The organism is Chryseobacterium sp. GW823-FHT05E08 (assembly GCF_058795655.1).
Map to the genome: position 1 here is coordinate 191,942 of NZ_JBXAHY010000004.1, position 13,092 is coordinate 205,033.

General features: G+C 35.0%; 9 protein-coding genes and 3 tRNA genes. 11 read left to right on the forward strand and 1 reads right to left on the reverse strand.

The window, feature by feature from the left end:
* Positions 1-2 precede the first annotated feature (2 nt).
* The 7 genes from AC1Q7L_RS15040 (at position 3) to AC1Q7L_RS15070 (ending at position 8,885) form a co-directional block, all read left to right on the forward strand.
* Positions 3-75, forward strand: a tRNA-Gly gene (locus tag AC1Q7L_RS15040).
* Between the two features lie 43 nt (positions 76-118).
* A tRNA-Thr gene (locus tag AC1Q7L_RS15045) sits at positions 119-190 on the forward strand.
* A 603-nt stretch (positions 191-793) separates the two neighbouring features.
* On the forward strand, positions 794-1,474 hold the full coding sequence (locus AC1Q7L_RS15050; RefSeq protein WP_410693166.1) for a response regulator transcription factor: 681 nt from the start codon (positions 794-796) through the stop codon (positions 1,472-1,474).
* Positions 1,475-2,839 carry an ATP-binding protein gene (locus tag AC1Q7L_RS15055; RefSeq protein ID WP_492306901.1) on the forward strand — a complete coding sequence of 455 codons (1,365 nt, stop codon included), beginning with the start codon at positions 1,475-1,477 and terminating at the stop codon, positions 2,837-2,839. It abuts the gene before it with no gap.
* 275 nt (positions 2,840-3,114) lie between these two features.
* On the forward strand, positions 3,115-4,356 hold the full coding sequence (locus AC1Q7L_RS15060; protein ID WP_492306900.1) for a TolC family protein: 1,242 nt from the start codon (positions 3,115-3,117) through the stop codon (positions 4,354-4,356).
* A gap of 1 nt (position 4,357) precedes the next feature.
* Entirely contained in the window at positions 4,358-5,443 is a 1,086-nt protein-coding gene (locus AC1Q7L_RS15065) for an efflux RND transporter periplasmic adaptor subunit (RefSeq protein ID WP_492306899.1), read from the forward strand.
* A gap of 343 nt (positions 5,444-5,786) precedes the next feature.
* Positions 5,787-8,885 (forward strand): efflux RND transporter permease subunit, encoded by a 3,099-nt coding sequence (locus AC1Q7L_RS15070; protein ID WP_492306898.1) that lies wholly within the window; start codon positions 5,787-5,789, stop codon positions 8,883-8,885.
* Positions 8,886-8,969: 84 nt separating this feature from the next.
* Here the strand turns inward: AC1Q7L_RS15070 and AC1Q7L_RS15075 are convergent, their stop codons facing one another.
* Positions 8,970-10,472, reverse strand: a complete 1,503-nt coding sequence (locus AC1Q7L_RS15075) for a DUF4394 domain-containing protein (RefSeq protein ID WP_492306897.1) — start codon at positions 10,470-10,472, stop codon at positions 8,970-8,972.
* A gap of 330 nt (positions 10,473-10,802) precedes the next feature.
* On the opposite strand from AC1Q7L_RS15075, the gene tuf reads away from it, so the two are divergent.
* The 4 genes from tuf to nusG all read left to right on the forward strand — a co-directional run bounded on the left by tuf (position 10,803) and on the right by nusG (position 12,918).
* Positions 10,803-12,014, forward strand: coding sequence for an elongation factor Tu (tuf, locus tag AC1Q7L_RS15080; protein ID WP_410693158.1), 1,212 nt, complete (start codon positions 10,803-10,805; stop codon positions 12,012-12,014).
* A gap of 54 nt (positions 12,015-12,068) precedes the next feature.
* Positions 12,069-12,139 (forward strand) — tRNA-Trp (locus AC1Q7L_RS15085).
* A gap of 12 nt (positions 12,140-12,151) precedes the next feature.
* Positions 12,152-12,358: a preprotein translocase subunit SecE gene (secE, locus tag AC1Q7L_RS15090; protein ID WP_072412212.1), complete on the forward strand. Its 207-nt coding sequence runs from the start codon at positions 12,152-12,154 to the stop codon at positions 12,356-12,358.
* Between the two features lie 17 nt (positions 12,359-12,375).
* On the forward strand, positions 12,376-12,918 hold the full coding sequence (gene nusG, locus AC1Q7L_RS15095; RefSeq protein WP_066754960.1) for a transcription termination/antitermination protein NusG: 543 nt from the start codon (positions 12,376-12,378) through the stop codon (positions 12,916-12,918).
* Positions 12,919-13,092 lie beyond the last annotated feature (174 nt).

Consider the following 13,092-nt stretch of genomic DNA (forward strand, 5'->3'; position numbering starts at 1 on the left):
TTGCGAAAGTAGCTCAGTTGGTAGAGCGTCAGCCTTCCAAGCTGAATGTCGCGAGTTCGACCCTCGTCTTTCGCTCAAAAAAAATCACTCTATCTTTAGCGTGATTTTTTTGTTTAAGGCCGACTTAGCTCAGCGGTAGAGTGCTTCCTTGGTAAGGAAGAGGTCACGGGTTCAAGTCCCGTAGTTGGCTCTCGTTACATCCCGAATTCGCTTCGGGATTTTTTTTGCTTAAAACTTTTCTATAACTCATATAATTTAAATGAAGTAATATTATTATTATTGAAGAAAATTATGATAAAGCATTCTATTTTTTTACCATTAAGATTTAATTAAGTTATTAAGAATATTAAGTTTTGCTTCGCTTAAGTCTTCAAATATTTTGCTTAAAAAAAATCAAACTGATTTTAATCTTAATTAAACTTAACTCCTTCAATATTCTTAATGGTTCAAATCAAATTATAATAAAGCTATTTACACATGAAGTTCTATCAATAGGAATGGGCTTTAGCCCGTTTAACAAATTAAAATCTTCCAATTTGGTTTTAACCAAAACTTATTACATTATTTTCACATTAAAATATATCCATTTTACCTTCATTGAGTGAAACGCCCTTGCGAACGAAAAATCAACAATATTTAAATTCAAAAAAACTTAGCGAACCTTGCGTCAAAAAAATATTGAAGCTTTCAATCCAAATGCCCAACCTTAAAATTTAATTAAAGTATTTCCCAATCTCTGCTGCCACTTCAATATCATAAAAATTTTCGTTAAATTCGTGTAAAATATATATTGATGAATATTCTTTTATTGGAAGACGACCTTATTCTCTCTGCAGAACTTTGTAAGTTTTTAGAATCAAACAATTTTACGTGTGATAAAATTTATGATGGCGAAACTTTTCTCCGTCAGATCAAAAACAATACATATGATCTGTATCTGTTGGATATCAATGTTCCGAAGATAAACGGACTGGATGTTTGTCAGACGATTCGTTCTTTCGATAAAAATACCCCGATTATCATCATTTCTGCTTACGGAGATCTTTCCGATAAAAAAGATGCGTTTACGAGGCTTGCAGATGATTATTTAGTAAAACCTTTTCAGTTTGAGGAATTGCTTCTTCGTATGAATTCTTTATTGAGAAGAAAAACACCTTCAGATAATATAGATCAGGATATTATTAGAATAGATGATTTAATTATCAATAAAACCGAACAGAAAGTTTTCCGCGCCGGAAATGAAATTGCACTTACCTTAAAAGAATTTCAATTATTAGCTTATCTGGCAGAAGCGCAGGGAAGAACGGTTTCCAAGCAACAGATCACAGAAAATGTTTGGGAACATAATTTCAATACAAATACAAACACGGTAGAGGTTTATATTAATTTTTTAAGAAAGAAAATTGATAAAGATTTTAAAGTTAAATTAATTCATACACGTTCCGGATTCGGATATTATCTAAGTTCACTGTAAATGTCTTTAAAAAGAAAGATCGCCCTCAATCTCAGCATTGCTTTTTCATTACTTTTTGGTATTGTGATGGTGGTGATTTATATGTCTTTTAATGATTTCAGGAGAGATGAATTCAAGGAAAGATTCAGGCAGAGATTAGAGTTTACTTCGCATTTTATTTCAAAGTCTAAAGATTTTGAAGAAGAAGCGCCTGTCTTTTTTAATGAAAACTCGGATAATATTCTTTTAAATGAAACAATTCTGATCTTTAACGGCCAAAAAGAGTTGATCTACAGCACGATAAAAGATAGAAATGTCACTTGGGACAATGCCTTACTGAAAGAATTAGATCAGAGAAAAACTATTTACACCGAAAAAACGCAGCCTGAAATATATGCAGCGTTGAAAAGTATTAATGGTGAAAATTATTATATTCTTACAAGTGCTTTCGATACCAACGGAAAATCAAAACTGGAATATCTGAAATACCTTTTGATCGCGGCTTATGTGATGAGTACTTTGCTCATCGGCTTTTTTAGTTATTATTTTATGGGGCAGTTTCTTCGTCCGTTGGAAGACCTTAATAAAGAGATTTCGGAGGTTACGGCACATAAATTAACGACACAGATTCCCGTTCAGCCATCAAATGACGAAATAAGCATTCTCGCAAAGTCATTTAATACGATGATTGCAAGGTTGGATGATGTTTTTCAGTCTCAGAGAGATTTTACTGCAAGTGCTTCGCATGAAATCAGAACGCCGATTACCAGAATGGCTTTTCAGCTGGAAAATTTAATTAAACTACAACAGCATTCTCCCGAAACGCTGTCTTCTTTAAAACAGATCCAAAAAGATGTTTACCAGCTGTCGGATCTTACAAATTCATTGTTGATTTTAACTAAATTCGATAAAGAAAATATTCAGACTTTGTATGAAGAAGTAAGGATTGATGAAGTTATATTTGAATCCTATGAAGCGGTAGAAAAAAGCTATCCCAACCTTAAAATGGATTTTTTAATTTCTGAAAATACTTCCGAAAATGCACTTCTTACCATTCCCGGAATTCAATCTTTATTAGATATTGTATTTATCAATTTGTTTAAAAATGCAGCGGTCTATTCCGACAATATGGAAGTGGATGTTTTAATTACTGAAACCAATTCTGATCTTACGGTTGATGTAGTTTCGAGTGGAAATATTATCGAGGAACAGGATCGCGCAAAGCTATTCGAAGCTTTTATGAGAGGAAATAATTCTCAAAATATTTCCGGTTCCGGCCTCGGACTTCGTATCGTAAAAAGAATTGTTGAATACCACGGCGCCGAAATTCTTTATTCTGCACCTTCTGAAAAGACAAATCAATTCAGTGTAATTTTCAAAAAATAGTTTTTATTTAAACACTAAAAAAATGTTAGTATTAGCGATGTCATCCTGAGCCAGTCGAAGGATCTTACTTTGACATTTACTAATAACTACGTTTTTAATTTAGATGAAATAATTTTTAGTCTAAATCTTTCAAAAACAAAGAATATTTTCCATCAATTCTTTCATAATTCATTGTGAAAAGTCATCCCTTAAAACCAAATTTAATTTTTTTTTAAGGCTCCTTTAAGGTCGTTTTAATCGAGCAAGGGCATTTTTGTGGCATGAAAACTGAGAGAATGAACAAAATTGCAGGGCTGTTTGTGGTCATTTCTTCCCTAATGACGGCACAACAGCAAATGTCTCTTCTGGATTGTGAAAATGCTTTTCAGACGAATAATCTTCAGCTGCTCGCCGAACAATACAGCATCAACATGGCCGACGCAGATATTTTGCAGGCCAAAATCTGGGAACTTCCACAACTAAGCGGATACATCAATGCTTACAATCCTGAAGATAAAAGAGCCTTTAATGTTAGTAAGGCAAAAGGCGCAGAAGTAACCCAGTTGATCTACATGGGCGGTAAAAAGAAAAACGAAATTGCTTTTGCAAAATCTAATAAAGAGCTTGCCCAACTTCAGTTTTCTCAATTGTTGGTCGAGTTGAAAACGCAACTTCACACAACCTACTACAATCTCTACTATGAACAATTAAAACTAGAGAATACCAATAAGCAATTAGGATATATGAATGATTTGCTGAGTGCTTATAAAGTACAGTCGGCAAAAGGAAATGTATCATTAAAAGATGAGGTGAGATTGCAGAGCATCGTTATTCAATTAAATAATGATAAGATCGGGATCAATAAAAATATTCTTGAATTTGAACAAAATCTAAAAGTCTTAACCGGAGTCACGGAAGATATCGAACCACAACTTTCGGAATCGGAAGCTAAAGAAGCTTTAGCTGCCCAACCTTTCGGGGATGAAGCTGAACTAAAGCGAAAAGCGGTAGAAAATAATGCAGATTATCTATATAATTTAAAACTGATCGACAATAGCAAACTCTATTCTCAATGGCAAAAATCCTTAAATGTACCTGATTTAAATGTCGGAGCGCAGTGGGATCAAAACAGCGGAACTTTTAGAAATGAAGTTAATCTGATGGTCGGAATTCCTTTGCCTTTGTGGAAAAGCAATCAGGGAAATATAGAGAAAGCAAATTATGCAATTAAGCAAAATCAGAAAAATGCAGAATATCAGAAATTAAATCTTGAAACTAAAGTTCAGTCTGCTTATAAAACCTGGAAAGGTCAATATGACCAATTGGCAGAAATCAAAACAACGGACCTCAATAATCTCGAGCTTGTCTACAACGGAATGCTAAAAAACTTTAGAAACGGAAATGTAAGTCTCATAGAATTCACAGATTTCATGGAAAGCTACAGACAGACCGCGCTTCAGATCTACGATATGAAAAACGAGATCATACAATCCGCAGAACAATTGAATCAATTAGTACAAACGAAAATCTTCTATTAAAATGAAAAAATATATAATTGCTGTATTTGTGGCTTTTTCACTGTTATCTTGTTCTAAAAAAGAGGAAGAAAAAACACCACAGGCCAAAAAAGGATTTGAACTGAGCAACACCATGCTGAAATCTATTTCTTTAGCAAAAGTTGAGAAAAAATACATAGAAGATAACTACAGTTTTTACGGAAAAATATCTGCAGACAAGAATAGTTACATCGACGTTTATCCTTTAGTTGGAGGAAATGTTATGAGCGTAAATGTTGAATTGGGAGATTATGTGAGAAAAGGACAGGTACTGGCAACCATCAGAAGTACAGAATTGGCGGATGTTCAGAAAGATGTCAGCGATGCAAAGACTGATTTAGTTGTTGCTCAAAATAACCTTCGCGTTGCAAAAGAAATGTATGAAGGAAAGCTGACGACCGAAAGAGAAGTTCTGGAAGCAAAAAGTCAGCTTCAAAAAGCACAGGATCAAATGCAGAGATCAAATGCCGTAAGTACAGTTTATAATGTTAAAAAAGGAAATCTTTACAGTGTAACTGCGCCAATTAGCGGATATATTGTTCAAAAAAATATCAATAAAGATATGCAGTTGAGAAGCGACAGAAGCGAAAATATTTTCGATGTTGCCAATACAACCAATGTTTGGGCAATCATGAATGTTAATGAATCTGATATTGATAAAATCAACCTTGGTATGCCGGCTCAGGTCTCTACATTATCTTATCCCGATAAAATTTTTGACGGAAAAATCGATAAAATATTCAAAATTATAGATCCTCAGACCAATACAATGCAGGCAAGAGTTGTTTTGGATAACGCCAACGGATTACTGATTCCTGAAAGTAAAGCAACCATAAAAATTTCAAGTTCAGAAAACAGTATGGCGCTTACAGTTCCTTCCAAAGCGGTAATTTTTGATGATAACAGAAGTTTTGTGGTGATCTATAAATCCAGAACGGATTTAAAAGTGAAAGAAGTAAAAGTTTTAAAACAGGTTGGCGACGTTACCTATATTTCCGAGGGCTTGTCTGAGGGTGAAGAAGTAATTACCAATAACCAATTATTGATTTACCGCTCTTTGAATAATTAAAATTTATTTTGAGTTTTAATTTGAAACATTAAGAATTATAATTATGTAGAGTTAAGAGGTTAAGTTTAATTAAGAAAAATATCTAAAGATATTTTTAAACATTGAATCTTATCCAATTCGCTTGCGAATTACTTAATAACTCTTAACTCCTTAAATAACAACCCTTAATGGTTAAAAAAATAGATCTTAAAAATAAGATAATACATCTTTGCTGAGTGAAACGCCCTTGCGAACGAAAATATACAGAACAATTGTTGAAAAAACTTTGCGAACCTTGCGTTAAAAATAAAAAGAAAAACCAAAATTTCTTTCAACGACTTTTTTAGGTCACAATAAATCTATCATGAATAAATTCATAAAAAATATAATTGCTTTTTCATTAAAAAATAAAGCATTTACCTTTATTTGGGTTGCTATTTTAGCGATTTCGGGATTTATAAGTTTCAAAAATATGCCGATTGAAGCTTTCCCAGACGTTACAAATACCCAAATTGTAATCATCACCCAATGGAATGGTCGAAGTGCAGAAGAGGTAGAACGCTTCGTCACAACGCCTATCGAGTTGGCGATGAGCCCGGTTCAGAAGAAGACAAGTGTGAGGAGTACAACGATGTTTGGGCTTTCCATTGTTAAAATTCTGTTTGATGATGGGGTGGATGATACTTTTGCCAGAAATCAGGTCAATAACCAATTAAGAACAATCAGCCTTCCTGATGAGGTAGATCCAGAAGTTCAGCCACCCTACGGGCCAACCGGAGAGATTTTCCGATATACATTGGAGAGTAAAACGAAAGATTCAAGAGAATTATTAACCTTACAAAACTGGGTGATCGACCGTGCGTTGAGAGGCGTTCCCGGAGTTGCGGATATCAATGTTTTTGGAGGTCAGGATAAAGTCTTTGAACTAAGTATTGATCCGAGAGCGTTGGATAAATACAATCTGACACCGTCTCAGGTCTATGATGCAGTTACCCGAAGCAATTTAAATGTCGGAGGTGATGTTATCGAAAAAAACGGACAAGCCTATGTTGTAAGAGGAATCGGATTGGTAAAATCTGTTGCCGATATCGGAAATATTACCATCCAAAATGACAGCGGAAACCCTGTTTTAGTTAAAAATGTAGCTGAAGTTCATGAAAGTTCAATGCCTAGAGTAGGACAGGCCGGATTAAATAATCACGAAGACACCGTTGAAGGAATTGTCGTGATGAGAAAAGGCGAGAATCCGCGCGAAGTTTTGGTTGGAGTTAAAGCTAAAATTAAAGAATTAAACGAAAAAATTCTTCCAAAAGATGTAAAAATGGTCACTTTCTACGACCGTGATAATTTGATGGATTTTACCACTGAGACCGTAATGCACAACTTATTGGAAGGGATTGTACTGGTAACAGTAATCGTTTTAATTTTCATGGCAGATTGGAGAACTACTTTAATTGTTTCCATCATCATTCCTTTATCCTTATTGTTTGCATTTTTATGTTTAAAACTGGCGGGAATGAGTGCCAACTTACTTTCGCTGGGAGCCGTTGACTTTGGAATCATCATTGACGGAGCCGTAGTCATGGTGGAAGGAATCTTTGTAATGCTCGACCATAAAGCAAAAAAATACGGTCCTGAAAAGTTCAATAAAATGGCAAAAGCAGGCTGGATCAAACAAACCGGGACAGGCTTAGGAAAAGCAATTTTCTTTTCAAAATTAATTATCATTACTTCATTAATTCCCATCTTCTCATTCCAGAAAGTGGAAGGTAAAATGTTCTCACCGCTAGCCTTTACATTAGGTTTTGCATTAATTGGAGCTTTGATTTTTACCCTGACTTTAGTTCCTGTACTTTCACATATTCTATTAAATAAAAATGTTAGAGAAAAGAATAATCCTTTCGTTAATTTCTGGGATAGAATTGTTTTAAAAGGTTTCAGTTTTACATTTAAACATAAAAAAATGAGTTTAATTGTTGCCATTTCATTTTTGGCGGTGACTCTATTCTCAGGAAAATTTTTAGGAACAGAATTTTTGCCTCAGTTAAATGAAGGTTCATTGTGGATCACTGCAGAAATGCCGATGAGTTCATCATTAAAAGAGTCATTGAAAACAGCCGATCTTTTAAAGAAAGACATTATGAGCTTCCCGGAAGTGACGGATGTTCTGGCGCAGACGGGTAGAAGTAACGACGGAACAGACCCCAACGGATTTGGTTTTGTACAATTTGCTGTCAACTTAAAACCTAAAGAAGAATGGAAACGAAACATCAGTTATGAAGAATTAATTGAAGGAATCGACAAAAAATTGAGAAATTATCAGGGAATCACTTTTAATTATTCTCAACCCATTTCTGATAACGTTGCAGAAGCAGTTGCCGGTTTTAAAGCCGAAAATGGAATTAAAATTTACGGAGATAATTTACAGACATTGGATCGATTGGCTGATGAGGTTTTAAAACAAATCAAAGATGTTGACGGCGTAAAAGATCCCGGAATTATTAAAAATATCGGTCAGCCCGAAGTAAGTGTTGTACTTGATAGAGATAAAATGGCCGCTTACGGAGTAATGCCAGCCGACGCACAAGCTGTCCTGGAAATGGCTTTTGGAGGAAAAACGGCATCAGAAATGTTTGATGGCGAAAGAAAATTCCCGATAAGACTTCGTTATTCTCAGGAATACAGAAAAGATGAAAATGACATCGCTGCATTGATGGTTCCTACGCAGGATGGAGCAAAAATTCCTTTAAAAGAGATCAGTAATATTGTTAAAGATAATGGAGCCGCATTTATTTACAGAGATGATATTAAACGTTATATCGGAGTAAAATTCTCGATTCGTGATCGAGATTTAGGAAGTACGATTGCAGATGCTCAGAAAAAAGTAGCCAATATTGAACTTCCAGACGGATATTCTGTAGGTTGGACTGGTCAGTTTGAAAATCAACAAAGAGCTTCACACAGACTCGCACAGGTTGTTCCTGTAAGTATTGTGATGATTTTCTTCCTTTTATTTATCCTTTTTGGAAACATGAAAGATTCTCTTCTGGTATTGGCGAATGTTCCTTTTGCATTGATTGGCGGAATTATCGCGCTTCACGTTACAAGAATGAATTTCGGAATTTCAGCCGGAGTTGGGATGATTGCTCTTTTGGGAATCTGTATTCAAAACGGGGTTATTTTGATTTCGGAATTTCATCAGAACGTCAAGAACGGATTAAATTTAGATACAGCCATATTTAGTGGAGTAAAATCCAGAACAAGACCTGTAATTATGACTGCGTTAATGGCATCGATCGGACTTTTACCTGCTGCATTGTCTACAGGAATTGGTTCAGAATCTCAAAAACCTTTAGCCATCGTAATTATTGGAGGATTAATAACCGCAACAGTACTTACATTATTGATATTCCCGATTATTTTCTGGATTTTCAACAGAACAAAAAAATCGGAACAGATTTAATTCTTCTATCATTATATATATTAATTGAAGCGCGGAAAACTTTGTTTTCCGCGCTTCTTAGTATCAAAATAATTTGTTATGAATTTAAAATCCTAGCCCAACTGCAAAAGCTTTTACAGCATTTGGGTAATCAGAAACTGAAGTTGCAGCTCCTGTTGTTGTATTCACCGAATAGATTTTTGTTGATGAACCTACTGAAGCCATTAAATAAGCTTTCTGACTCATACTTCCGATATCAAAACCGTTAGCACTCGTAATATTAATTCCTAAAGCACCTGTTTCAACTAAAGTTCCGTTGTTTGGAGGGTTTTGTTGATATAATTTATCCGTATTATGATCAATAACAAATAGGGTAGTAGCGGTTGCTCCTGCAAAATTATTAGTGTAAGCAGCTGCACTTATCATTGCTCCAACAGGATTAATTGCTGTATCTACTGCTGTAATTCCTCCGGTAACCGGATCTAAACGAAGATTTTGTCCTGTGTTGCTTACTACTCGTATCTTATCTACTAATGGATTAAAATCAAATCCAAAATCAGTTCCTGCAAGTAAAGTGGCAAAAGGAGAACTTCCAACTGCTGTTGCAGCGCCTGTTCCTAAATTAATAGTGTAAATTCTGCTTGAGCTTCCTAATGCATATAATTGTCCGTTCAGAGGACGGAAATCAATTCCTAAAATATTTTCTCCACTTTGTAATCCTGCAACCGCTTTTGAAACCGGCATCGGACTGTTAGGATTAAATATTTGAAGATTATTAGTATTGTCAATAGCATAGGCCACTGCTTCTGTTGGGATCGCAAGATCAATGATAGGTTGTTGCAATACTCCTATATTGGTGGTTTTCCCGTTGTTTAAGTCTAATAAATGAAGGTTGTTATTTAAAGCTAATAAAGCAACGCTGTTATCATATTTAATATCGAAAGCAGCCTGTCCTGTAAACGTAGTTCCCAAACTTCCCACTTCTACCAATGTTCCGTTGTTGGGAGGATCTTGTTTAAATAATTTCCCTGACGTAACATCAATATCATATAAAACGGTAGAAGAAGCGCCGGCTTTACTGTTGGTATAAGCAACTCCCGTAATTGATGGAGAGCCAGATCCGCTGATATTGGTATCTGAAGCAGCAAGTGCTCCTGTTTCCGGATGCAGACGCAGATTTTGTCCTGTACTGCTCACCAAACGGATACGGTCAACGGTCGGGTTAAAATCAATCGAAGCAATAGGCCCTGAAATTGCAGGACTAAATGCTGTTGAGCTCACCACTCTTGCTGATGCATTAGAAGTATTAATAATGTATAATTTGCTTGCATTTGATAATGCATATAATTCGCCTGTTGCAGGTCTGAAATCTATACTTAATAATTTTTCTCCAGCAACAATTCCCGCCACAGCTGTTTTGGAAGTGAACATTTTAGGATTGTTAGAATTAAAAGCAACAAGTTCATTTGTACCTGTTAATCCGTAAACCATGACATCCGGTCCTTTTACATTTTCTTCGGCCATCATCATATTATCATCAGAATCGTCACATGAAAATATTGTCGTGACAGTAAATAGAGCCAGACAAAGGTGTATTAGTTTTTTCATAATATTAATTTTTATGGGTTTATATTATCTACGAGAAAAGATTTAATATGGTTTTTTTACGATAAAATTTTAACGTTATGATTTTTTAACTTCTCATAAATTATTCAGAATTAGCCAGATACTTCAGATTTCTTAGAAATCGGTTGTTAGGATTTTTTCAATCGAGAAATTTGTGTAAATTTGCAGTCTCAATACATAGAAATATAGGGTTTGTAATTCTTTGAATTTGAATGTTTAAATTTTTTTAAATAAAAAGGTTTTGATATTTAAAAATTCATTATATTTGCACACCGAAAATTTGAATAAACAATAAATAAATAATTTTACATCATGGCAAAGGAAACGTTTAATCGTAACAAACCACACTTGAACATTGGTACTATTGGTCACGTTGACCATGGTAAAACTACACTTACTGCAGCAATTTCTGCTGTATTAGCGAGCAAAGGTCTTGCTGAGAAAAAAGATTTCTCTGCTATTGACTCTGCTCCAGAAGAAAAAGAAAGAGGTATTACTATCAATACGGCTCACATCGAGTACGAAACTGAAAATAGACATTACGCTCACGTTGACTGTCCAGGTCACGCGGATTATGTAAAGAACATGGTAACTGGTGCTGCTCAGATGGACGGTGCAATCGTAGTATGTGCTGCAACTGACGGACCAATGCCTCAAACTAGAGAGCACATCTTGCTTTGTCGTCAGGTAAATGTACCTAGAATCGTTGTTTTCATGAACAAAGTTGACATGGTAGATGATCCAGAATTGTTAGAGCTTGTTGAAATGGAACTTAGAGACTTATTGTCTACTTACGATTTCGACGGAGATAACTCTCCAGTAATTCAAGGTTCTGCACTAGGAGCACTTACTGCAGCTACTGCTACTCCTGTTAACACAGAAGACAAGTGGTTTAAAAGTGTTGAAGAATTAATGAATGCTGTTGATACTTGGATCGAGCAACCACCAAGAGATACTGATAAGCCATTCTTGATGCCAATCGAAGACGTATTCTCTATTACAGGTAGAGGTACTGTTGCAACTGGTAGAATCGAAGCTGGTATTATCAATACAGGTGATCCTGTTGATATCATCGGTATGGGTGAAGAAAAATTAACTTCTACTATTACAGGAGTTGAAATGTTCAGAAAAATCCTAGACAGAGGTGAAGCTGGAGATAACGTAGGTCTATTGTTGAGAGGTATTGAAAAAACTGACATCAAGAGAGGTATGGTAATCGCTAAGAAAGATTCTGTTAAACCACACAAAAAATTCAAAGCTTCTGTTTATATCCTTTCTAAGGAAGAAGGTGGACGTCACACTCCATTCCACAACAAGTACCGTCCTCAGTTCTACGTAAGAACTACTGACGTTACAGGTGAGATCTTCTTACCAGAAGGAGTAGAAATGGTAATGCCTGGTGATAACTTAGAGATCACTGTAGAATTGTTACAGCCAATCGCTCTTAACGTAGGTCTTAGATTTGCGATCAGAGAAGGAGGTAGAACAGTTGGTTCAGGTCAGGTTACTGAAATCTTAGACTAATCATCTTAAAATAAATAAAGCTTCCGAAAGGAAACTCTCGGAAGCTTTTTATCTACGGGCATCGTCCAATGGTAGGATACCGGTCTCCAAAACCGTTGATCAGGGTTCGAATCCTTGTGCCCGTGCAAATATAAATTATGAGTTCATTTATCGATTTTTTAAAAGGTTCTTATATCGAATTCAGACATAAAGTTGAATGGCCAAAATGGTCTGACTTGCAGTCGTCTACAATTGTCGTAACTATTGCAACAGTAATCTTGGCATTATTTACCTTTGGGGTTGACGAATTGTTTTCTAAATCAATTAGCAACATAATAGGAATGCTAATTAACGTGTTCAACTAAAAAAGTATTTTCCCATAATGAGCGAATTGAAATGGTATGTGCTGAAAGCAATCAGCGGACAGGAAAATAAAGTGAAAAACTATATTGAGACAGAAATCAAACGTTTAGGGTTTGAGCAGTACGTTACTCAAGTGGTTATTCCTATGGAAAAGGTTATTCAAATTAGAAACGGAAAAAAAGTTCCTAAAGAGAAACCTTATTATCCTGGGTACTTGATGGTTGAAGCTGATCTAATGGGTGAAATTCCTCACGCTATTAAGAACATTCCCGGAGTTATTTCTTTCTTAAGTTTAACGAAAGGAGGAGATCCTGTTCCAATGAGAAAATCTGAGGTTAACAGAATGTTAGGCAGAATGGATGAGCTTTCAGAATTTGCAAGCGATGTTGAAATTCCTTATATTGTAGGTGAAAACGTTAAAGTAATTGACGGACCTTTCAACGGATTCAATGGAACAGTTGAGAAAATTCTTGAAGATAAAAAGAAAATCGAAGTTTCTGTATTGATCTTCGGAAGAAAAACTCCAATGGAGTTAAGTTTTATGCAAGTAGAAAAAGTGTAATAATTGCTTTTATAATAAAATTTAAAGACTGCTGAAAAGCGGTCTTTTTTTATTTTAAACTGAAAAAAATCAATTAATATGCTAAGATTACTCTAATTAAATATAATTAAAATTGCTATAAACCAATTATTTAAAAGATTTTTAATATAAATGTTTACATAATTTGTTATAATT